Genomic DNA, 23413 nt, shown 5'->3' with positions numbered 1-23413 from the left:
TCTTATCGCTCCTGAACCCAGTCACCGGCCTGTTCTGCAACCAGCTCGGCAAGCAGGGTGATGAATCCGGCGGAGGCGTTCAACGCCGGGATATAGGCGTAGGAGTCACCCCCTGCCTCTTTAAAGACATCGCGGTTTTCTAGCGCAATCTCTTCCAGTGTTTCCAGGCAGTCCGCCGAAAATGCCGGACATGCCACTTGTATATTCTTCACACCCTGCCCCGGCAGCTTTTCCAGGGTTTTGTCCGTGTAAGGCTGCAGCCACTCTTTAGGGCCGAAACGGGACTGGAAGGTGGTGATCCATTCGCTGTCGTTCAAGCCCAGCTTTGCCGCCAGCAGCTCGGAGGTACGATGACACTGATGTGGGTATGGGTCGCCCTTGTCGGCGTACTCTTTCGGGATACCGTGGTAGGACAGCATCAGCTTATCGGCACTGCCCTGTTGCTCACGGAAATCACGGATGCTACCTGCCAACGCCTCAATGTACGCCGGGTGATCGTAGTAAGATTTTACGATCCGAATATCCATCACTTCGCGCTGCGCCATCTGGAACTTGGCCACCTGATCGTAGATCGGTGCGGTAGTCGTTGCCGAGTACTGTGGATAAAGCGGCACAATCAACAGCTGGGTGTAATCATTCTTGGCCAGCTCCGGCAGCAGACGGCTTAGTCCGGGCTGGCCATAGGTCATCGCCGAATACACTTCCGGTGCGTTGTCCGCAAAGCGCTCTTGCAGCGCCAGCTTCAGCTCAGATACCTGCTGATTAAGGATCTTACGCATCGGAGAGTCATCCTCCCAGATCGATGCATAGGCCTTAGCCACACGCCCCGGACGCACGTTGAGGATGATCCCTTTGAGCACTGCCAGCCACAACAAGCGGCGCAAGCCGTTGCCCTCGACCACACGGCGATCGGAAAGAAACTCATTCAGGTAACGGCGTACGGCTCCGGCTTCAGCTTTGTCCGGGGTACCCAGGTTAGCCAGTATGATGGCTGTTTTCTGCTGTGTGCGCATGTTGTTGGCGGTCCTATCCATTCAGGGGGCTGATTATACGTGAAAACAGCCTCTTCGGTGCACCCATCACTACGTGGATTACAGACATAAAAAAACCGCGCTTAAAAGCGCGGTTTTCGTCGATCAGGCGTACAGTAACTTACACACCCAGACCTTCAAATACTTTGTCACGAATATCGTCTACGGAACCTACGCCCGGTACGTATACGTACTTAGGAGCAGTCGCTGCGTCTTCTTCGTTCCAGCCTTTGTAATAGCTGATCAGTGGCGCAGTCTGGTCGTGGTAAACCTTCAGACGGTCACGTACGGTTTCTTCGTTGTCGTCGGCACGCTGAACCAGCTCTTCACCCGTAACGTCGTCTTTGCCTTCAACCTTAGGTGGATTGAACACAACGTGGTAAGTACGACCGGAACCCGGGTGTACACGACGACCGCTCATACGCTTAACGATCTCTTCGTCAGCGACATCGATCTCAACCACTGCGTCGATTGCTACGCCTGCTTCCTTCAGGGCATCTGCCTGAGGGATAGTGCGTGGGAAACCGTCAAACAGGAAACCCTTGTCGCAATCTGCTTCAGCGATACGCTCTTTAACCAGACCGATAATGATGTCGTCAGACACCAGTTGGCCCGCATCCATCACTTCTTTAGCTTTCACACCCAGCGGGGTGCCCGCTTTTACTGCGGCGCGCAGCATGTCACCGGTAGAGATCTGCGGAATACCGTATTTCTCAGTGATGTATTGAGCCTGGGTACCTTTACCAGCACCCGGTGCGCCCAGAAGAATGATACGCATACAGGAAAACTCCTAAGTCCAAAATTAAGAATTGTTATAAATATAAAACTGCTGTCCGCCCCGTTTTAGTGCCACCGAGCGGAGAAAATTCTTTCTGAAACTGAATATCAGATTACACCTGAACAGGACAATACCACGCACCCTAACCCGGACAATAAGACGTTAGGACTAACACACTTATCCACATAGCCTGTTCACAAAAAGGTTATTGAGATTACGTTAAAGGGGGAAATCGCTCAAGCTTTCTGTCATTTCATCGTCGTTTTATAACGTTTTAGATGACGCAAAACAGGCGCCAACGCGCCTGTTTGTCTCGTGCCAGCAGTCAACCTGATAACTTAGCCGGTGTTGCGCATCCCGGCGGAAATACCCGCCATGGTTACCATCAACGCCTGCTCCAGACGCTTGTCCGGCTGGGTACGGTCACGGTTCAGCAGCTCCGCCTGCAATACATGCAGCGGGTCGATATAGGGGTTACGCACATCGATCGACTGACGAATTACCGGCAGCTCCACCAACAGCAGATCCTGCTGTTTGATCTCGTTCACCAGATCGATGGTGCGCTGCAAGCGGCTACGCAGGCTGGAACCCAGCACCCGCAGCTCTTCCGAGACGAGCTGATGATCGTAGTACGCCGAAACCTGTGGATCACTTTTCGCCAGTACCATCTCCAGCATGTTGAGATAGGAGCGGAAAAATGGCCAGTCCTTATACATGGTACGCAGAAGCTGCGCCTGTCCACCTTCGACGGCCTTACCCAAAGCGGTATCGGAACCCAGCCACGCAGGCAGCATCAGACGGATCTGGGTCCAGGCAAAGATCCATGGAATGGCACGCAGACTCTCCACGCCACCATCCTGACGACGTTTGGCCGGGCGTGACCCCAACGGCAGCTTGGCCAGCTCCTGCTCCGGAGTTGCCGCACGGAAGTACGGTACAAACTGTGGATCGTTGCGAACGACGTCGCGGTATGACTTCAGCCCCAACTGAGCCATCTGTTCCATCTGCTGACGCCACACCTCCTCCGGCGCAGGGGACGGATCCAGCGTCGCTTCCAGCACTGCCCCTACATACAGCTCCAGATTACGCACCGCGATCTCAGGAATACCGAACTTAAAGCGGATCATCTCACCCTGCTCAGTGACACGCAGGCTGCGATCCACCGAACCCGGTGGCTGTGACAGGATCGCTGTATGGCTAGGACCACCTCCTCGACCCACCGTACCACCACGACCATGGAACAGGGTCAGGTGCACACCGCGCTCTTTACAGAGTTCGGTCAGCGCTTCCTGTGCCTTGAACTGCCCCCATGCCGCTGCCAACTGGCCGGCATCTTTGGAACTGTCGGAGTAACCGATCATCACCTCCTGGTGACCTTCGGTGTACTGCGTATACCAGTCCACATCCAGCAACGCAGCGATACAGTCTCGGGCATTATCCAGGTCTGCAAGGGTTTCGAACAACGGCACCACCCGCATATTGTGGCCGATCCCCATATCGCGCAGCAGCAGGATCACCGACAGCACATCGGAAGGACTGCTCGCCATGGAGATCACGTAGGACCCCAGACTGTTTGGCTCGGCTTCCGCCACCACACGGCATGTATCCAGAACCTCCTGCACTTCCGGCGATGGCTGCCAGTCACGCGGAAACAGCGGGCGACGGCTCTGCAGTTCTTTCAGCAGGAAGTTCTGGCGTCCCTCCTCACTCCAGCCATTGTATGAGCCCAGACCATAGAACTGCGCCAGCTCTTCAAACACCTGTGCATGCCGGTCGGAACTCTGCCGGATATCCAGTTTGACCAGCGAAGTACCAAAGCAGGCCACACGTCGGATAATGTCTTCCAGCGCGCCTTCGGCGATGATCGACATACCACAATCCACCAGCGATTGGTGACACAACATCAGCGGCTCCAACAACTCTTCACTGCTGTTGTAGATCCGTGTCTCGGGCAGCGGCTGTCCTTTCAAGCGCGCAAAGATCCAGGCCTTGGTGTTGGACAGCTTGGTACGTACATCCGCCAGTAATTCGCGGTACGGCTCAGCACACTCATGACCTACCCGGTTGCGCAGCGCTTCGTTTGCCTTTGCCATCGACAGTTCGGCACGCAGCGCATCCACATCGCGGTAGTATAGATCTGCCGCCATCCAGCGGGAGAGCAGCAACACCTCTTCGGTGACCTTGGCGGTTACATTCGGGTTGCCGTCACGATCGCCGCCCATCCAGGAGGCGAAACGGATCGGTGCAGCATCAAGCGGCAGACGTTCCCCCAGAGTTTCATTGAGTTGGGCGTCCAGCCGTTTGAGGAATTCTGGAATCGCTTGCCAGAGCGAGTTTTCGATCACCGCAAAACCCCACTTCGCTTCCTCCACCGGGGTTGGGCGCTGCTGTCGGATCTCGTCAGTGTGCCAGATCTGGCTGATCAGTTCGTTGAGGCGGTGCTCTGCACTCTCGCCCTGATCAAGGCGGCGCAGGCAATCCGCAACACCGTCATATTTCTGGATCAGAGTACGGCGGTTCACCTCGGTCGGATGCGCGGTCAGCACCAGATCCACCTGCATTTCACTCAGGGTTTCGGCCACGGTTTTGGCGTTGAAGCCTCGCTGGCGCAGGCGGGCAAACAGGCTACACAGGGAATCCGGCGTGCAGACGTCTGTGATCTCCAAACGACGGCGTACCCGGTGGTGCTCTTCGGCGATATTTGCCAGGTTGAGGAACTGGGTAAATGCCCGTGCAACCGGCAGGACTTCGTCGTAGCTGAGGTTGCTCAAAACCTTCAACAACTCATCCCGTGCCGTTTCATCATTGTCGCGCGCGTTTTTGGCCAGCTTTCGAATCTGCTCGACCTTCCCCAGGAACGCCTCTCCCTGATGACCGCTGATCGTTCGTCCCAGACTTTCGCCCAGAGAGCGTACATTCTCTCGCAGGGCTTCATGTAGATCAGACATCGTGTACCTCCGCAAACAGTCCTAAAACGTACCGGATGCAGAGTATTCATCCAGTAGTCTGGCGGTACTCAACACCCGTAAATATCTAGATACTTGTGCTTTGATTAGTAACCAACATACACCCTTTGTTACACAAATCAAAAACTTAAGGGCATGAAGTCAGTTATAAAAGACACTGCCTGTCAGATGTGACAAGCAGGTAACAGAAATGAAGCAGGCCCTAAAAAGGGCCTGTAAAAGAGGGGGTGCGGAGTCAAAAGCTTATTGCAAAATGTCCTGCAGGCGCGCCTGTTGTTCCTTCGCCAACCACTCGTTCTCATAGTTGATTTCGGTGGCCTTGGCACCGTTAAAGCTGATATGCACACGGTATTTTTCATCGGTCTGTACACCCTGATCGAAGCGCAGCTCAACCTTTGCCACCTGATCAAAGCCGTAGCGCTGGAATCCTTTAGCCGTGACTACAGCCAGCTCCCGTGCCTGGCTGTCCACCAGCAGATTGGGTTGACCTTTAAGATCGTCAGAGATGTTAAAGCCCTGCTTTTGCAGCGCTGCCAACTGGTTCTGGCTGGCTTTCCAGTTATAGAGCGCCAGTCCAGCGAGCACAATGACGATGAGGATAAACCACTGTATACCGCCCACAACTCGACTCCTTACAGCCCTTTGGCTTTCGCTTCGTTCCAGAACGCATCCAGCTCATCCAAGCTGTACTGCTCCCAGTCTCGCTCAGATGCATTCACCTGAGCTTCAATATGGCCAAAGCGTCGTTCAAACTTCTGATTGGTGCCGCGCAGGGCGGTTTCCGGATTCACGCCCAGGTGACGGGCAAGATTGACCTGCGCAAACAGCATATCCCCCATCTCGTCGGCAATTTCTTCCTGACGGCCTTCACGGATTGCTTCTCGCAGTTCGTCGATCTCCTCGGCGATTTTATCGAGCACCGGCATCGGATCGTTCCAGTCAAACCCAACCTGACCGGCCCGTTTCTGCAGCTTCTGCGCGCGGCTTAGCGCTGGCAATGAACGCGGGATATCATCCAACACACCAGTACGCGCCTTGCCATCGCGCTCCTGCTGCTTGATCGCTTCCCAGTTCGCCTTAATCTGCGCCTCGTCGATACTTGCCCCTGTACGCTCGGAACGCAGGGTGCCTTCCGGGAACACATGGGGATGGCGCCGCACCAACTTCTCGATCAGGTTGCTGGCGATGGCATTGAAGTCAAAATGCTGTGTTTCGTCCTCGATCTCATCACCCAATTGGGCGTAGAAAATCACCTGAAACAGCAAGTCGCCCAGTTCATCTTTCAGATGCGCCCAATCCTGCCGTTCAATGGTATCGGCAACTTCGTACGCCTCCTCCAGGGTATGCGGCACGATGCTGGCGAAGTTCTGCTTCAGATCCCAAGGGCAGCCGCTCTCGGGATCTCGCAGACGTTGCATCAGGTAGATCAGGTCGTCGATGCTGTACTGAGCCATCAGAGGTTAAACCCACTGCGCTGACGGTGCACATCGATCACGTTTGGCACCTGGTTGATCTTATCCATGATGCGCCCCAACAATTCCAGACCGGCAATCTCAACAGTGATGGTCAGACGCGCGGTATTGTGGTTTTTGTCGGTCACGGTATTGGCAGCGGTCACGTTGATGTTGTCCTCCGCCAACAGAATCATCACATCGCGCAGCAGACCGGAACGGTCGTATGCTTCGATGTAAATGTCCACCGGATAGGTACTTTCACCTTCGCGGCCCCAGTCTACCTCGATCACACGCTGACCTTCGTTCTCGCGCAGCTGCATCAGGTTAGGACAATCTTCGCGGTGTACGGAGACACCACGTCCCACAGTGATGTAACCCGCAATGCGGTCACCCGGCACAGGCTTACAGCAACTGGCCATGGTGGTCATCAGATTGCCGACACCGGAGATTCGGATATCGCTCTGCCCTTTTGGTATGCGATCGTCCGTTGGCAATGCCAGATCGAGCTGTTCATCCGGATGGGCTTTTTCCACCTGGCGCTGGGCCGCATTGATAATCTGCGACAGACGCACATCACCGGCACCCAATGCCGCAAACAGATCTTCCGGTGCTTTGAAGTTCAGCTCTGCTGCCATCACCTCGAAGCTGATCTCGCCCTGCTCCAACGCCAGACGTTTGAACTCGCGGGAGATGATCTTGAAACCTGCCGCGGCGTTCTTCTCTTTGTCCTGCTGCTTGAACCAGTGAGCCACCTTCGCTCGTGCACGAGAGGAGGTAACAAAGCCCAGGTTCGGGTTCAGCCAGTCGCGGCGTGGACGCTCCTCGTTGATGGTCATGATCTCGACCTGATCACCGGTACGCAGGCGACGATTCAGCGGCACAATGCGGCCATTTACTTTGGCACCACGGCAACGGTGTCCGATCTCGGTGTGCACACGGTATGCAAAGTCCACCGGCGTAGAGCCCAGTGGCATATCGATCACGTGACCGTCCGGAGTAAAAATATACACCCGGTCCTGCACAATATCGCCGCGCAGCATCTCGCCAAAGGCTTCGCTCTCGCCCAAGTCGTCATGCCATTCGAGGACCTGACGCAACCAGGCAATCTTGTCTTCGTAGGCATCGCTCTTGGATTTGGTATCAGTGCCTTTGTACAGGTGGTGAGCACATACCCCCAGCTCCGCTTCCTCGTGCATTTCATGGGTACGGATCTGGATCTCCAACACCTTACCTTCCGGCCCGAATACCGCGGTATGCAGGGAGCGGTAGCCGTTAGGTTTGGGTGAGGCGATGTAATCATCAAATTCGTGCGGAATGTTCTTCCACTCGCCGTGCACGATACCCAACACGGCGTAACAGTCCTTAATCTCCGGCACCAGAATACGCACCGCCCTCACGTCATATACCTGACTGAAGTCGATGTTCTTACGCTGCATTTTGCGCCAGATACTGTAGATATGTTTCGCGCGCCCGTTCACTTCACCGTCGATGTTGCTCTCATGCAACCGGCGGTGCAAAAGGTCTACAACCTGGTTGATAAACTTCTGGCGGTCGAGACGTTTCTCGTCCAGCAGTTTGGCGATGTTTTTGTAATCGTTGGGCTTGAGGTAGCGGAAAGACAGGTCTTCCAGCTCCCACTTGATATGACCGATACCCAGGCGATGGGCCAGTGGAGCATAGATGTCGAACACTTCCCGCGCTACCAAATAACGCTTTTTACGGGAACCGTTTTTTACCGCTCGGATCGCACAGGTGCGCTCGGCGATCTTGATCAGCGCCACACGCACGTCGTCAATCATGGCCACCAGCATCTTACGCAGGTTGTCCATGTGGGTGGCACCACCCAGAACGTTGTCTTCGGCACGGGGATTCTTGATGCTGCCAATCGCGGCCATCTGGCGCACGCCATCAACCAGTCTGGCAACCTCTTTGCCAAACTGCTTGCGCACCAACTCGATCGACAGTTTACCCTCGCGCACGGAGCGATACAGGATGGCCGCCACAAGGGTGGGCTGATCCTGCTGCAACTCGGCGAGGATCTGCGCCATCTCCAGACCGGTCAGGTAACTGCCGGGAGAGTGATCGGACCAGACATCCTCTTCTGTTCCTACACGCTCGAACGCGGCCTTCGCCACTTCGCACGCGCGACGTATTTCATCTATATCTTCGATCTCAACCTGCTCGCCCAAACGCTCGAGCCAGAGATCAAGATCGACAGTCCCATCCTGACGGATAGGATGATCTTCTCGAACCTTTACCATGGCAAATTGCCACTCCTTTTTTATACAACTCTGCCGTGAAGCAACGGTTTTTTATTCTTATTAAACAGAGCGGGTACCAAATTCCGCATACACGTTATAACGGCAAGCACCCACACCCACTCAACATGCGGGTTGGGCGCACATTCTAGACCTTAAGACAGACAATCGCGAGCAAGTTCCATTCACTTCACATTTATCTTTGACCCTGGACAGACAAAAAAGGGAGCCTACGGCTCCCTTTCTCACGGGTGTTGTGTGCGTTATTCCGCGTTAAAAACACCGGTTGAAAGGTAGCGATCGCCTCGATCACAGATAATGCAGACGATTACTGCGTTTTCAACCTGCTCGGCCAGACGCAAAGCACCAGCCACCGCGCCGCCGGAGGAAACACCACAGAAAATACCCTCTTCACGCGCCAGTGCACGCATGGTGTCTTCCGCTTCCTGCTGGTTGATATCGATCACCTGATCCACACGGGAGGCATCAAAAATTTTCGGCAGGTACTCCTCTGGCCAGCGACGAATACCTGGAATCTGTGCGCCTTCACTCGGCTGCAGCCCCACGATTTGCACATCTTTGTTCTGCTCTTTCAGGAAACGGGAGGTCCCCATGATGGTACCGGTTGTTCCCATGGAGCTGACAAAATGGGTAATGGTGCCCTGGGTTTGTTGCCAGATCTCCGGCCCGGTACCACGGTAGTGCGCTTCCGGGTTGTCCAGGTTGGCAAACTGGTCCAGCACCTTGCCTTTACCCTCGTCCTGCATCTGATGCGCCAGGTCGCGGGCGCCTTCCATACCCTCTTCCTTGGTCACGGTGATCAGCTCGGCACCGTATGCAGTCATCGATGCCTTGCGCTCGGCACTGCTGTTGTCCGGCATGATCAGGATCATCTTGTAACCTTTGATCGCCGCCGCCATTGCCAGTGCGATACCGGTGTTGCCGGAGGTCGCTTCGATCAGTGTATCACCGGGCTCGATCATGCCACGTTCTTCCGCCAGCTGAATCATGCTAAGCGCCGGACGGTCCTTTACGGAACCGGCTGGATTATTGCCTTCCAGCTTACAAAGGATGGTGTTGCCCCTTCCCTGGCCGATACGCTGCAGGCGCACCAGTGGTGTCTGGCCGACATAATCTTCGATGGTCGGAAATTCCACGCTCATAAATTCACCCGGGGGTTACAAGAATATAATAAAAACAACTAAAAAACGGGTTTTATATACCCTACAAGACAAGTCGGGATAATACCTTTGACGCCTGTAAAGCACAAGAAAAGCGCACACCGATACAAAGATGGCCCTATAGGAAGCGGCCAACTGTTACCAAGCCTACGGGCATTAAGTGTGAATGCGTGCTGTGTATCAACCCCGGGTCGGCACAATCAACACTGGGCAGGATGTATCGCGGGTCACCGCCTGGCTCACGTCCCCCATCAAGGTGCCAACCAATGGACCATGTCCGTGACTACCGAGAATGATCAGGTCAGCATCAAGCCGTTTCGCTTCTTCAAGAATCACCTTAGCGGCCACACCTTCCATCAGTAACGCATGAGTTTCGATCCCCTCATCACGCAGTCCGGTTGCCAGGCGATTCAGGGCCTGAGACTCATCGGCAAACTCCCGCCCCATCTCTTTCTTATCTTTACTGCTGGTATCTTCGTTGGGGAGGACCACATGGATCAGGTAGACCGTGCTGGCAAAGGCTTTAGCCATGCTGATGGCTTTTTCATAAAGCAAACCGGTGCTTGAGGACAGATCCACCGGCAATAGAATGGTGTTCATGACATACCCCACTGAATCAATATTCGCCGGCGAGTAAATACTCACTGGCGCATACTCTCAGTGTAGTTCAGGGGGGCAAGCGCCATTCAGGAACTGAGCAGACGTTGCTCAGGGTCAAGCAGTCTCGGCGACCACAAAGGCCACGACGTATTCCTGCTCGTCGCTGTAGGAAAGGTGCATGGCGGCGATACCGCGTTGCGCGGCGCGTTCCCGTGCAGCGCCGTTGAGGGTGAGCAGCGGCTTGCCCCAGTCATCGTGACTGGTTTCAAAATGCTGCCAGCTGATTCCCCGGCCAATGCCGGTACCCAGCGCTTTGACTGCGGCTTCCTTGGCGGCAAAACGCTTGGCCAGGAAAACCGCAGGTTGGCGGCTGACACGGAATTTGCTTAGCTCAGTCGGCGTGAGAATACGCTCCGGCAAGCGCGGGGTGCGTACCAGAGAACGTTCGATCCGACTGATCTGCAAAATGTCCGTGCCGATGCCAAAGATCATTTGCGGATAGCATCTCGCAAAGGCTGCACGCGGGCCTGGGTTTCCATCATCAGGCGGCGCATCTCAGCAATCGCTTCTTTCAGGCCCACAAACACGGCACGGGCGATGATACCGTGACCGATGTTCAGCTCGTTCAGTTCCGGAATCTCAGCGATCTGTTCCACATTGTGGTAATGAAGACCATGACCCGCGTTTACGATCACGCCTTTCTGGAAAGCATAGGCGGCGGCTTCACGGATACGTTTCAGCTCCCCTGCCTGCTCAGCAGCGCTTTCAGCATCGGCGTAACCACCGGTGTGCAGTTCGATTACAGGCGCACCACAGCGGATGGTCGCATCGATCTGTGCCGGTTCCGGGTCAATAAACAGGGACACTTCAACACCCGCCGCATTCAGACGGTCGCAGGCTTCCTTGATACGCGCTTCCTGACCCACCACGTCCAGGCCACCCTCTGTGGTCAGCTCTTCTCGCTTCTCCGGTACCAGACAGGCGTGCGCCGGTTTAACCTTTTCGGCGATGCTGATCATCTCGTCGGTTACCGCCATCTCGAAGTTCATGCGGGTCTGCAGAGTCTCGGCCAGCATATAGATATCGCGGTCCTGGATGTGACGGCGGTCTTCGCGCAGGTGAACGGTAATACCGTCGGCACCGGCCTCCTCCGCCAGCGCAGCGGCCTGCACAGGATCCGGGTAGCGGGTGCCCCGTGCCTGACGCAGCGTAGCCACATGGTCGATATTTACACCCAGCAACAGACGGCTTGGTTCAATCACAGCGAACTCCTTAATTTGGTTGCCCCGGACCTCATGCGTGTCCGGCGGTATCAGCGTTTCTGGAACAACTCGCGACTGCGCAGCGGTTTATCACCCAGCAACTGGTCGATCAGCAGACGCATCAGACGCTTAGCGGCCTGCCGGACCGCCCGTTGATCGTAGCTGTCCTGCTCTATCGCCTGCAGATGTCGTCCATAGAAACACCGCATTCTATTCTGATCTGTCGGTTGTGCAATACGCTGTACACCCTGTCCCGGATCGTAGACATAGATCCCGTCGGGTTCCAGATCGGTCAGATCCGGTGCATGACCCAGCTCCATCATCAGACGGCGCTCGAAGGTGCGCAAAGCGCCCTCAATGTCTTCGCCACTGCGCAGTTCATTAACCACATACTGATAATAGACGTAGAGGTGAGGATGCGGATCAAGCGGTTGCAGCAGGCGCTCCAGCAACTCGTTGACGTAGAGCCCGCACATCAGGGCGTTACCGGACAGAAACGGGTTGGCGTCCACCGGCTCGGCCAAGGTCAGGTTCTTCAGCTCCTGACGGCCCCGCCAGCCGATCTGCAACGGCAGAAAAGGCTGAATAACGGGGCGTAACTTGGAGTTGGGACGTTTGGCGCCACGGACCACAGCACTGACTTTGCCATGTTCCAGGGTAAAGAAATCAACCAGCAGGCTGGTATCGCGGTAAGGCCGTCCATGCAGCACATAGGCGGCCTGACCATCAACGACGTACTCCATCAATCTTTGTCGTTATACCCGAGACTGCGCAGTGCACGTTCATCGTCAGCCCAACCACGGCGTACTTTCACCCACAGGTTGAGCATGATCTTGCTATCGAAGGCACGTTCCATATCCAGACGCGCATCGCGACCGATGGTTTTCAGGCGGCTGCCCTTGTCACCGATGACGATTCGTTTCTGACCATCACGCTCCACCAGAATCAGTGCACTGATGGTGGTCAGCTTCTTCTTCTCGTCGTACTTGAACTCTTCGATCTCCACGGTGGTACCGTACGGCACTTCATCCCCGAGGTTACGCATCAGCTTTTCACGCACCAGCTCAGCCGCCAGGAAGCGGGAGCTCTTGTCGGTCACCTGATCTTCCGGGAAGTAATGCATACCCTTTGGCATATGGGATGCGATGACCTTCTCCAGTTGGTCCACATTGTGACCGTCGGTGGCGGACATTGGCATGATCTCAGCAAACACCATCTTCTCAGACAGGGCCTGCAGGTGTGGCAGCAGAGACGCTTTATCGCTCAGGCTGTCGATCTTGTTCACCACCAGGATTACCGGGCAGCGCGCGCGCTCCAGCTTCTCCAGCACCAACTGGTCCTCTTCGGTCCAGGCAGTGCGGTCAACCATGAACACCACCAGATCCACATCGCGCAGGGCGTCGGACGCGGCCTTGTTCATGTAGCGGTTCAGTGCTTTTTTACCGTCGTCTTTGTGCAATCCCGGCGTATCGACGTAGATCACCTGCAGGTCACCTTCGGTCTTGATACCCATGATCTGATGACGGGTGGTCTGCGGCTTCTTAGAGGTGATGCTTAGTTTCTGACCCAGAATGTGGTTCATCAGGGTTGATTTGCCCATGTTCGGGCGACCTACGATGGCGACAAAGCCACAACGCTGGTCAGGATTCTGCGGTTCCAGCAGATAGGAAAGATCTTCGCCCATCAGGACTTCTCCACCTGTAGTTGTTCAATGGCTGCCCGTGCGGCTTCCTGCTCGGCCTGGCGGCGGCTGCTACCAGTGCCGTGGGTTGGCGCCTCCAGCATCTCCACATGGCAGAGAATATAAAAGGTCTGGTCGTGGGCCTCGCCCTCAACTTTCACCAGTTCGTATTTTGGCAGTGCTATACGACGTGACTGCAGGAACTCCTGCAGGCGTGTTTTGGAATCTTTCTGACTTTTCTTTAGATTGATCTTCTCCAGACGCTCACTGTACCAACGCAGGATATATCCGCGCACGGTATCCATGTCGCTATCCAGGTAGATCGCACCAATGACCGCTTCGACGGAGTCGGCAAGGATGGAATCGCGTCGGAAACCACCACTTTTCAGCTCACCGGAGCCCAGGCGCAGATAATCGCCAAAGCCCAGTTCACGGGCAATTTCAGCCAGGGTGTCACCTTTTACCTGTCCGGCTCGCAAACGGCTCAACTCGCCTTCACGGGCTTGTGGAAAGCGGGCATACAGGTCTTCGGCGATTACGAAGTTAAGGATAGAGTCACCCAGAAATTCCAGGCGTTCGTTGTTGCGCTTGCCACAGCTGCGGTGGGTCAGTGCAAGTTCGAGCAAGCTGGCGTCAGAAAACTCATAGCCCAGCTTGCGCATCAATTCAGTTATAGGTTTGATCAAGGTTTTACAGCTTCGTATTGCTTATTGAACGAGACAACGGCGTCTACGTTAAAGAACATTGGCACCCGTACTTCGTAATCAAGGTCGAAGTAGAGGATACCCCTCTCCTGCCGGATCACCAGCGAATCCTTCTCTGGCAGTTTCACCTGGTTGATGCGTAGTTTTTTCTGCACATCCTGGCGCAGCCGCATCAATGGTTTGGAGAGCTCACCCTGATCAGTACTGACATCCGTGAGTACCGAATCGACCAGCTTGTAATCAAAGTACGCGGGATACAGCTTAAAGCCTACTGAAAAGAATACACCGCCAATGATCAGGATGATCATGATGGAGAGCAGAGAAGCACCTGTTTGTCGGTTACGCATCTTACTCATCCCATCCTCCTTGTTTATTTAATCTGTCGGGCGTCCCCGAAATCTGGAATGCTGAACAGTGTAGGCCAGTGCATCCAAACCGCAAACGCTTTACCCACTAAAAGGTCGTCAGCAACAAATCCCCAATAGCGGCTGTCATTGCTGTTGTCACGGTTATCACCCACCATGAAGTAGTGGCCTTCCGGTACGACCCACTCCCCAACAATACCTCTGCGGTAAACGTCACGGAAAATCTGATGCTGGACACCGTCCAGGTTTTCTTCCATCACCAGACGCTCTGGACGGGACGGAGGCAACTTGGCCAGCAACTCCTGAGACTGCGGCACACCATTTACGTACAGGACTTTGTCAACGTATTTGATGCGGTCCCCCGGCAGGCCCACAACCCTTTTAATATAGTTAACGTTTGGCTGTTTCGGATAACGGAATACGGCAACATCGCCACGCTGAGGGCTATTCAGTTCCAGCACCTTGGTATTGGTGACCGGCAGCCGAATGCCGTAGTGGTATTTGTTGACCAGAATGAAGTCACCAATTTGCAGCGTAGGCAGCATAGAGCCGGATGGGATCTGAAACGGCTCCACCAAGAACGAACGCAGCACCAACACTACAAACAGGACCGGAAACATGGAACGCCCGGTGTCCACCCAGCCCGGCTCATGGTTGATTTTGGCTACCACGTCCTCCGGCAACGGCCCACTTGCCTGAGCTTCGGCGCTCTCCAGGCATACGCGACGCTTCGGCGCCAGTACCGCTTTATCGTAAAACCAGACGACACCACAGATTGCGGTGGCCAGCACCAGCAGCAGCGCAAAATCGAATTGCATGAGAAACCCTTAGTTGTCCACTTTCAGCACAGCAAGGAACGCGTCCTGTGGGATCTCAACGCTACCCACCTGTTTCATACGTTTCTTACCTTCCTTCTGTTTCGCCAGCAGTTTCTTCTTACGACTGACGTCACCACCGTAACATTTTGCCAGTACGTTTTTACGCAGGGCTTTTACGGTTGTACGGGCGATAATCTTACCACCCAGCGCGGCCTGAATAGCCACATCAAACATCTGACGTGGAATCAGTTCCTTCATCTTTTCACAGAGCTGACGACCACGGTATTGCGCATTGTCACGGTGCAGGATGACAGCCAACGCATCCACCTTGTCACCATTGATCAGAATATCCATACGTACCAGCTTGGCCGGTTCGAAGCGGACAAAGTTGTATTCCAGGGATGCATAACCACGGCTCACGGACTTCAAACGGTCGAAGAAGTCCAGTACCACTTCCGCCATCGGCAGTTCGTAGCTGAGCTGAATCTGGTTACCCACGTATTGCATGTTCTTCTGGATACCACGCTTATCCACACAGAGGCTGATAACCGGCCCCAGGTAGTCCTGCGGTACCAGAATATTGGCCTCTACGATCGGCTCGCGCATCTCCTGGATAGATCCCGGATCCGGCAGTTTGGACGGGCTATCGATATGCACGATATCGCCGTTCTGCAACGCAATCTCGTAGACTACAGTCGGTGCAGTAGTGACCAGGTCCAGGTTGTACTCACGCTCCAGACGCTCCTGAATGATCTCCATGTGCAGCATGCCCAGGAAACCACAACGGAAACCGAAGCCCAGCGCATCGGAAGTCTCAGGCTCGAAGAACAGGGACGCATCGTTCAGCGTCAGCTTATCCAGCGCTTCACGGAAGTCTTCATAGTCATCGGAGCTGGTCGGGAACAGGCCGGCGTAAACCTGCGGCTGTACTTTTTGGAAGCCAGGCAGTACATCAACGTCCGGTGTTTTGCTGTGGGTCAGGGTATCACCCACCGGCGCACCGTGGATGTCCTTGATACCCGCCACGACAAAACCTACTTCACCTGCTTTCAGGATGCCGGTTTCGTTGCGTTTTGGCGTGAAGGTACCCACGGAATCAACACTGTAGGTCTGTCCGGTGGACTTCACCAGAATCTTGTCTTTCTTGCGCAGAGTACCGTGTACCACACGCACCAGGGATACAACACCCAAGTAGTTATCGAACCAGGAGTCGATGATCAGCGCCTGCAGGTCGCCGTCCACGTTGCCCTCTGGCGGTGGTACGGTCGCAACCAGCGCTTCCAGCACATCGTCGATACCCATGCCACTCTTCGCGGAACAGGCAACGGCATCGGTTGCATCGATACCGATCACCTCTTCGATCTCTACGCGTACACGGTCAGGGTCGGCCTGCGGCAGGTCCATCTTGTTCAGGATCGGCAGTACTTCCAGTCCCTGCTCAATCGCTGTGTAGCAGTTCGCAACGGACTGCGCTTCCACACCTTGCGCCGCATCCACGACCAGCAATGCACCTTCACAGGCCGCCAAAGAACGGGATACTTCATAGGAGAAGTCCACGTGCCCCGGGGTATCGATGAAGTTCAGCTGATAGGTTTTTCCATCTTTCGCTTTGTAATCCAGCGTCACGCTCTGCGCTTTGATCGTAATACCGCGCTCACGCTCCAGCTCCATGGAATCGAGGACCTGAGCGGCCATCTCACGGTCGGACAGACCTCCACAGGTCTGGATAAAACGGTCGGCCAGGGTAGATTTACCGTGGTCTATGTGGGCGATGATGGAAAAATTTCGAATGTGATCGAGGCTGCTCACGTGTTGGCTACCATTGCTGTTCAGAATCGCTTGAAAGGCGGCAAGTTTACCGTATTTACTGCATTGCGGCCATCACTCTTCACAAACTCAAAAGGGGGCGAAACGCCCCCTTTTTCGTCTTATCAGATCCCTCTATTTACTGCTTAGCTTGAGCGGTATAAAGAGCGGGCTCCCGCGGCGCACAATACGCATCGGTACGGCACGATCATCTGGCAGGTTGCGGGCAGCTTCTTCAAAGTCGGCAACCGATTCGATCTGCTCCCGATTAAGCATGGTGATCACATCACCCACCATCAGACCTGCATCTGCACCTGGGCCCTGCATCACACGACGTACGACTACACCATTACTCAGGTTCCATTTGCTCTTTCGGTTGTCGTCCAGCTCAGATACAACCAGGTTGAGCGGGTTGGACTGGTCGCGCTCTTTCTTGCTGCTACCGGCGTTCGCGAGCTCTTGCTCAGTAGGCAGTTCACCTATAGTGACCCAAACATTCCGGCGTTCGCCACCACGCATCACGCTCACTTTCGCTTTAGCACCTGGCTTCACACGGCCCACCTGATGCGGCAGATCCGAGGATAAAATCACCGGCATGTTATTGAACTTCAGGATCACGTCGCCTTCCTGTAGGCCCGCGGCCTGAGCCGGGCTGTCTGGCAAAACTTTGGCAACCAGCGCACCGGCAGGCTTATCCAGCCCGAAGGATTCAGCCAGATCTTTGTTGACCTCCTGAATGATCACGCCCAACCAGCCCCGGGTAACAAAACCTTTCTCTTTCAGCTGATTGGCCACTTCCATCGCCACATCGATTGGGATCGCAAACGACAGGCCCATAAAACCGCCGGAGCGAGTGTAGATCTGGGAGTTTACACCCACCACTTCTCCATCGAGATTAAAAAGAGGACCGCCGGAGTTCCCGGGGTTAATCGCGACGTCGGTCTGGATAAACGGCACATAAGTTTCATTGGCCAGTGCGCGTTCTTTGGCGCTGACGATACCTGCGGTCACACTGTAATCGAAACCAAACGGTGAACCGATCGCTAGCACCCATTCACCGACTTCAATCTTATCGGAATTCCCCAGCTTAACGGTCGGCAGGTCTTCCGCATCAATCTTGAGCAACGCAATGTCGGCACGCTTATCCGAGCCGACCACTTCAGCTTCCAGCTCGCGCCGGTCATTCAGACGTACGATGACTTTGTCGGCGCCATCCACGACGTGGTGGTTCGTCAGGATGTAGCCGTCGCCACTGATAATAAATCCCGAACCGAGTGACTGAGGGGAACGACGGCGCGGGCCTTTATCCATCTCAGGCATTTGGAAAAAGTGACGGAAAATTTCAGGAATCTCTTCCCCATTAGGTCCACGGAACTGCCCTAAAGGGTTTTGATCATCAGCGCTAGCGGCACTCTGAACCGTACTGATGTTAACCACTGCGGGGGACGTTTCTTTTACAAGTTCTTTAAAGTCCGGCAGGCTGGCGGCGTTTGCCAATGTTGTCCAGAGTAACGCAACAACAGAAACGAGAAATATCCGAGCAGAATGCACCATAACAATAACCTTTCCTAATTATATTGCCGAGGTAGGGTCAGATAACTTTCAACAGCACCGGGTGGTACTTGCATGACGTCATGTAGGTACGGCTGATAAAGCGAACAATAACCAAACCGACCCCCAATCCTGCAAGACCCGATCCGATGACTCCAGGCTCACTCAATCCCAGTGTGCTGGCGATCGCAGCACCCAAAAACAGTGCAAGCAAAGGGAGAAGGTAGATAAGCAACGAGATACGCATAAAGGCGTTCTCGGCGATACCAATTACAACATTGTCTTCAGCTGCAACGTGGAGGTGGCCCGGATTGTTTACACAGATTACTGATCGCTTACCCTGACCTACCGAGGCCAGTAACTTCTGGCCACACCCGTTGCGGGCACTACATGACGCGCAGGCACTTTGCTTGATGGTTTCTACCCAGACCCCATCATCATCGACGTCCACTACGCGCCCTGTTTCTTCGAGCATAATTTACAATCGCTTAGGGGTTACAGAGGAAGCGATTCGCTCCGCAATCATCAACGGCACATCACCAACAACAGTCACAAAGTGGCTGTCCATACGCTTGGCAACAGCAACCATTTCATCGGACTGCGCCACGCCCTGCGGTACAGACTCACGCCCCAGGGTTTCGATGCATACGGAGAACGAGTTGCGTCCGTTTGAAAACACCATCACTTCCGCATCCGGCATCACTTCGTGACGCACGTTGCTGAATCCCTGCGGTAACCAATCTGCTTTCCATTCAGGCTGCTGGGCCGTGAGCAGATGATTGTGCTGGTTGATATAGCGGGACAAGCCCTGAGACAAGCGAATCACCTCAGGTTCGACAGTGTCACTGCTACTTGTCAGCGATACGCGATTGCCGAGTTGCGCACGTACATAGTTGCCGGAGTTCACTGCACCTGGCAGTACGTACTCAGGACGATTGTCGGCCAACACCGGTGCTGGCTTAGACGCCACCGGCGCACCACTAAAGTTTTGCGCACCAAAAATAACCACTGCAGTTACAGAGGCTGCAACAGCCATACTGGTGAGCGGTTTCCAGAACATTTCACTTGCCCTGGACGATTTCTGTTCAGATGCAGGTACTTCGCTTTTTGTGAGTGGCTCTTCATCATCCAGTGCGGCCATTACCGAACCGCTGATGTCGATATCCACAACCGCTACCGCTTCGCCTTTCATCACCGAGCGCGCGACATGGTATCTGCGCCAACGCTCCGATGCTTCAGAATCCTCAGCGATTTTGTCCAGTGAGCGACGTAATTCAAACTCCGCCACTTCACCGTCCATCAATGCGGACACTGATTCGATGGATCGATCAGTCATAAACCCTACCTCAAACTTTCCCAGTCTCTACCCCGATAACCTAGTTAGCCATTAATGGCACGATCTCCTTATCAATTGCCTCTCGGGCACGGAAGATACGTGATCTCACCGTTCCAACCGGACAATCCATAACGCTGGCGATATCCTCATAGCTGAGCCCCTCAAACTCACGCAGAGTCAATGCCACGCGTAGATCCTCTGGCAGACGATCCAGCGCTTTTTTAACGACGCGTTCAAGCTCATCACGATAAAGCTGATTCTCAGGGTTCTCAATGTCCTTCAAATCGTTTGCACCTTCAAAGTGATGTGCGTCTTCAACGTCGACGTCCACATCGGGAGGACGTCGCCCTTTGGCTACCAGATGATTTTTCGCCGTATTGATCGCGATGCGATACAACCAGGTATAAAACGCACTGTCGCCACGAAACTTCGGCAAAGCTCTGTAAGCTTTGATAAAGGCTTCCTGCGCGACATCCAGTGCTTCATGCTGGTCATATACATATCGGCCGATCAGCCCAACAATTTTGTGCTGATACTTTTTAACCAATAGGTCGAAAGCTCTTTTATCTCCGGCCTGCACTCGGGCTACAAGCTGTTGATCTAATGCTGCCTGGCTTTCGTTCGACACTCTCGGTCCTTTTGTTAGCTAATTTTTTCCTTGGGATGAGGCTAAATGTAGCCTGTTCTCATGGCTACTTGCACTTAAAAGTATTTTTTACCTACTACTTCATTGCAACCTCATATCCTACGAGCGTCTCGAACTACACTCTATGAACACCTCAGAAAAAGTTAGTTCCCGCTATCGTTAAAAAAATTGAAATTGGCGGAAAATCCCCAATTATCAAAGATTCAGGCATAATTAAAACCAAACTGTTACATACAACGAAGGAACTAATCCGGGAATGGCTATTACTCACCATTACGATGTACTGATTATTGGTAGCGGCGCTGCCGGGTTAACGCTTGCTCTGCATCTGGCCCCGGAAATCAAAGTAGCAGTGTTAAGTAAAGGCGACCTGAAAAGTGGCTCAACCTGGCTTGCCCAAGGCGGTATTGCGGCTGTACTGGATGATAATGACTGTGAAGAAAAACACAGCGAAGACACCATGATCGCCGGCTCCTGGCTCAGCCATAAAGACGCGGTTGATTTTACCGTGCAGCACGGCAAGGAGAGCATCGAGTGGCTGATCAACCAAGGCGTGCCTTTTACAAAGAATGACGGTGAGCATCACCTTACCAAAGAAGGCGGCCACTCCCACCGTCGTATCATTCATGCCGCCGACGCCACCGGCAAGGCCGTTCAGCGCACATTGATTGAGAAAGCGATCGCTGCGGAGAACATCGACCTGTTCGAACACTACACTGCTGTTGATCTGGTTACCCGTACCAAACTGCGCCTTCCTGGCAACCGTTGTATCGGCGCTTATGCGCTGAACTGCGCCAGCGGACACGTAGAGGTCTTTAACGCCCGTACCGTTGTACTGGCGACCGGTGGCGCGTCAAAATCCTACCTGTACACCAGCAACCCGGATGGCTCAACCGGAGACGGTATCGCGATGGCCTGGCGTGCAGGCTGTCGTGTCGCCAATATGGAATTCAACCAGTTCCACCCAACCTGTCTATATCACCCACAGGCTAAATCGTTTCTGATTACCGAAGCGGTCCGCGGTGAAGGCGGTAAGCTGCTACTACCAAACGGCAAACGCTTTATGCACCGTTTTGATTCCCGCGGTGAACTGGCTCCGCGTGACATTGTTGCACGCGCAATTGACCACGAAATGAAACGCCTGGGTGCTGACTGCCTGTTCCTGGATATATCCCACAAGCCAGAAGAGTTTATCCGCAACCACTTCCCGACTATCTACAAACGTTGCATGAAACTGGGGATCGATATCACCAAGGAACCTATCCCGGTGGTACCTGCTGCTCACTACACCTGTGGTGGGGTAATGACAGACGAAACAGGGATGACTGACTTGCCAGGCCTATATGCAATCGGTGAAACCGCATTTACCGGCCTGCACGGCGCAAATCGTCTGGCCAGTAACTCACTGTTGGAGTGTCTGGTATATGCTCGCTCAGCATCCCGGCATATCGCTGAGGAACTGCGTGCTCCGGCAGAAGAGGTTCATATCCCAGAATGGGACGAAAGTCAGGTAACCGACTCCGACGAAGACGTTATTATCTCGCACAACTGGGATGAGCTACGCCGCTTTATGTGGGACTACGTGGGTATCGTACGCACGAATAAACGTCTGCAGCGCGCAAAACACCGTGTCGACCTGCTGCTGCAGGAGATAAGTGAGTACTACAGCAACTACAAAATTGGCAAAGATCTGTTGGAGCTACGCAACCTCGCCGTGGTTGCGGACCTGATTATTCGCTCTGCGATGTTACGACAGGAAAGCCGAGGGCTGAACTACACTCTGGATTACCCTGACGAAGCACCAGAAGCACTCGACACCATCCTGACACCCGTTAACTTCCAATGGCGTCATCAACCTGTTAACTAACGTTCTCTGTCTCGGGGTCTTTCACATAGGCCCCGTGCAAGGCAAACACCCGTAAACGACGAAAATCATCACGATTCAGCGCATCAAAGAACACCACGACGTAGCGCGAAAAGCGGCTCCCGTCCACGCGAAATCCCAGTACCACTGCGTAAGGCAAAACAACTGCACTCACCACTTTGCTCACAGCACGCCAATCTCCCCCGTCATTTACCGAGATCTGTTTGCGCAAACCGTTAAAACGAATACCTCTGATCCCTTGTGTGTTATCCACAACAATATGGCGGAGCTGCAGAAGCAATGAGAGAAGCAGGACGAAAGACAAAACAGAAGCGATTGTAACGTCGAGCGCCGCGACGTAAACGCAATACAGAGAGAGGAGATGGCTCCCCAATATCAGAGCAATCAGGGAGCGGGAACGCTTGAAGCGAAACTCAATCGGGCTGAACACGGTCCAGAATGATACGTACGATACGCTTGATATCCGGGTCAGTCGGCTCTTCCCGTTCCATTAGCCAAACAAAAAGGTCCTGGTCTTCACAAGCCAGCAGATTCACAAACCGATCCTGATCATCTTCGGGCAGATCACGAAACGCCTCGTTCACAAACGGAACAAACAGTACATCCAGCTCCAGCATTCCCCGGCGGCTCTGCCAGGCGAGACGGCGGATATCTTCTTCGCTATACATTTACACTAACCTTCCTACATCAGCAGTTACATCAAAGGTCGATCCAGACAAACAATGCCAACAGATACGACACAGGTAAATGACGATTGTCATGCAGTGACAGATAAACCTTTGTCCCACACCGCAGCGCGTAGTTTAACAGATTTTGGAAAATGATTGGCCTGTTGTGAGGCATACCCACAATCGACCTTTGGCTGAGCCCCGTGATTTATTCACACCCTCTACAGTAGGTTGGTCAACGCGGCAGCGTTGCCCGGCGGCCTTTAGATTTGCGCGCTTAGGATCGTTGAGCAGTGTTGGGCATCGCTAAAGCGATGGCCAACCTACTGGCTATAAGCTGAGCCTGGAGGTGTTTGGGCCGTAGGATGTAGGGCAGCTTTTAAGCTGCCGGCACCCTGATCACCTTCGATGACGACGAGGGGT

The 23413-nt window shown here is 54.1% G+C and carries 23 protein-coding genes; 1 reads left to right on the top strand and 22 read right to left on the bottom strand.

The annotated features are described in order from the left end of the window. Positions 1-2 precede the first annotated feature (2 nt). The 20 genes from hemH to rpoE all read right to left on the bottom strand — a co-directional run bounded on the left by hemH (position 3) and on the right by rpoE (position 20419). Complete coding sequence (hemH, locus tag QKW35_RS01910) at positions 3-1013, bottom strand: ferrochelatase (protein WP_282350425.1); 1011 nt, start codon at positions 1011-1013, stop codon at positions 3-5. A 139-nt stretch (positions 1014-1152) separates the two neighbouring features. After that, positions 1153-1809 (bottom strand): adenylate kinase, encoded by a 657-nt coding sequence (gene adk / locus QKW35_RS01905; protein ID WP_282350424.1) that lies wholly within the window; start codon positions 1807-1809, stop codon positions 1153-1155. Between the two features lie 338 nt (positions 1810-2147). Beyond that, positions 2148-4757 carry a phosphoenolpyruvate carboxylase gene (gene ppc, locus QKW35_RS01900; protein ID WP_282350423.1) on the bottom strand — a complete coding sequence of 870 codons (2610 nt, stop codon included), beginning with the start codon at positions 4755-4757 and terminating at the stop codon, positions 2148-2150. A gap of 261 nt (positions 4758-5018) precedes the next feature. Continuing rightward, entirely contained in the window at positions 5019-5396 is a 378-nt protein-coding gene (locus QKW35_RS01895) for a hypothetical protein (protein WP_282350422.1), read from the bottom strand. 11 nt (positions 5397-5407) lie between these two features. Continuing rightward, positions 5408-6229, bottom strand: a complete 822-nt coding sequence (mazG, locus tag QKW35_RS01890; protein WP_282350421.1) for a nucleoside triphosphate pyrophosphohydrolase — start codon at positions 6227-6229, stop codon at positions 5408-5410. Continuing rightward, complete coding sequence (gene relA, locus QKW35_RS01885; RefSeq protein ID WP_282350420.1) at positions 6229-8490, bottom strand: GTP diphosphokinase; 2262 nt, start codon at positions 8488-8490, stop codon at positions 6229-6231. The genes mazG and relA overlap by 1 nt, the downstream gene beginning before the upstream one ends. A gap of 260 nt (positions 8491-8750) precedes the next feature. Further along, positions 8751-9650 (bottom strand): cysteine synthase CysM, encoded by a 900-nt coding sequence (gene cysM, locus QKW35_RS01880; RefSeq protein WP_282350419.1) that lies wholly within the window; start codon positions 9648-9650, stop codon positions 8751-8753. A 198-nt stretch (positions 9651-9848) separates the two neighbouring features. Further along, complete coding sequence (locus QKW35_RS01875; RefSeq protein ID WP_282350418.1) at positions 9849-10268, bottom strand: universal stress protein; 420 nt, start codon at positions 10266-10268, stop codon at positions 9849-9851. 114 nt (positions 10269-10382) lie between these two features. Next, positions 10383-10760: a holo-ACP synthase gene (acpS, locus tag QKW35_RS01870; protein WP_282350417.1), complete on the bottom strand. Its 378-nt coding sequence runs from the start codon at positions 10758-10760 to the stop codon at positions 10383-10385. Continuing rightward, entirely contained in the window at positions 10757-11530 is a 774-nt protein-coding gene (pdxJ, locus tag QKW35_RS01865) for a pyridoxine 5'-phosphate synthase (RefSeq protein WP_282350416.1), read from the bottom strand. Before pdxJ ends, acpS begins: the two co-directional genes overlap by 4 nt. 50 nt (positions 11531-11580) lie before the next feature. Then, on the bottom strand, positions 11581-12273 hold the full coding sequence (recO, locus tag QKW35_RS01860) for a DNA repair protein RecO (RefSeq protein ID WP_282350415.1): 693 nt from the start codon (positions 12271-12273) through the stop codon (positions 11581-11583). Next, on the bottom strand, positions 12273-13214 hold the full coding sequence (gene era, locus QKW35_RS01855; RefSeq protein WP_282350414.1) for a GTPase Era: 942 nt from the start codon (positions 13212-13214) through the stop codon (positions 12273-12275). Before era ends, recO begins: the two co-directional genes overlap by 1 nt. Continuing rightward, positions 13214-13897 (bottom strand): ribonuclease III, encoded by a 684-nt coding sequence (gene rnc, locus QKW35_RS01850; protein ID WP_282350413.1) that lies wholly within the window; start codon positions 13895-13897, stop codon positions 13214-13216. Before rnc ends, era begins: the two co-directional genes overlap by 1 nt. Next, positions 13894-14271 (bottom strand): DUF4845 domain-containing protein, encoded by a 378-nt coding sequence (locus QKW35_RS01845; protein WP_282350412.1) that lies wholly within the window; start codon positions 14269-14271, stop codon positions 13894-13896. Before QKW35_RS01845 ends, rnc begins: the two co-directional genes overlap by 4 nt. Before the next feature lie 14 nt (positions 14272-14285). After that, positions 14286-15098 (bottom strand): signal peptidase I, encoded by an 813-nt coding sequence (lepB, locus tag QKW35_RS01840; RefSeq protein ID WP_282350410.1) that lies wholly within the window; start codon positions 15096-15098, stop codon positions 14286-14288. Between the two features lie 9 nt (positions 15099-15107). Further along, positions 15108-16907 carry a translation elongation factor 4 gene (lepA, locus tag QKW35_RS01835; RefSeq protein ID WP_282350408.1) on the bottom strand — a complete coding sequence of 600 codons (1800 nt, stop codon included), beginning with the start codon at positions 16905-16907 and terminating at the stop codon, positions 15108-15110. Positions 16908-17039: 132 nt separating this feature from the next. Then, positions 17040-18458: a DegQ family serine endoprotease gene (locus tag QKW35_RS01830; RefSeq protein WP_282350407.1), complete on the bottom strand. Its 1419-nt coding sequence runs from the start codon at positions 18456-18458 to the stop codon at positions 17040-17042. A gap of 37 nt (positions 18459-18495) precedes the next feature. Then, the gene (locus QKW35_RS01825; protein WP_282350406.1) at positions 18496-18930 is read right to left on the bottom strand and encodes a SoxR reducing system RseC family protein; all 435 of its coding nucleotides are present in this window, start codon (positions 18928-18930) and stop codon (positions 18496-18498) included. A gap of 3 nt (positions 18931-18933) precedes the next feature. Further along, positions 18934-19791, bottom strand: coding sequence for a MucB/RseB C-terminal domain-containing protein (locus QKW35_RS01820; RefSeq protein WP_282350405.1), 858 nt, complete (start codon positions 19789-19791; stop codon positions 18934-18936). Positions 19792-19831: 40 nt separating this feature from the next. Continuing rightward, positions 19832-20419: an RNA polymerase sigma factor RpoE gene (gene rpoE, locus QKW35_RS01815; protein WP_282350404.1), complete on the bottom strand. Its 588-nt coding sequence runs from the start codon at positions 20417-20419 to the stop codon at positions 19832-19834. A 274-nt stretch (positions 20420-20693) separates the two neighbouring features. Between rpoE and nadB the strand changes: the two genes are divergently transcribed. Next, positions 20694-22304: an L-aspartate oxidase gene (nadB, locus tag QKW35_RS01810; RefSeq protein WP_282350402.1), complete on the top strand. Its 1611-nt coding sequence runs from the start codon at positions 20694-20696 to the stop codon at positions 22302-22304. Here the strand turns inward: nadB and QKW35_RS01805 are convergent. After that, positions 22297-22752 carry a protein YgfX gene (locus QKW35_RS01805; protein WP_282350400.1) on the bottom strand — a complete coding sequence of 152 codons (456 nt, stop codon included), beginning with the start codon at positions 22750-22752 and terminating at the stop codon, positions 22297-22299. The genes nadB and QKW35_RS01805 overlap by 8 nt on opposite strands. Then, on the bottom strand, positions 22736-22990 hold the full coding sequence (locus tag QKW35_RS01800; protein ID WP_282350399.1) for an FAD assembly factor SdhE: 255 nt from the start codon (positions 22988-22990) through the stop codon (positions 22736-22738). Before QKW35_RS01800 ends, QKW35_RS01805 begins: the two co-directional genes overlap by 17 nt. Positions 22991-23413 lie beyond the last annotated feature (423 nt).

The sequence above is a fragment of the Pontibacterium granulatum genome, assembly GCF_029961155.1.
Classification (GTDB): Bacteria; Pseudomonadota; Gammaproteobacteria; order Pseudomonadales; family Balneatricaceae; genus Pontibacterium; species Pontibacterium granulatum.
The sequence above is the reverse complement of the archived record's forward strand: the minus strand, read 5'-3'. Positions and strand labels throughout refer to the sequence as shown.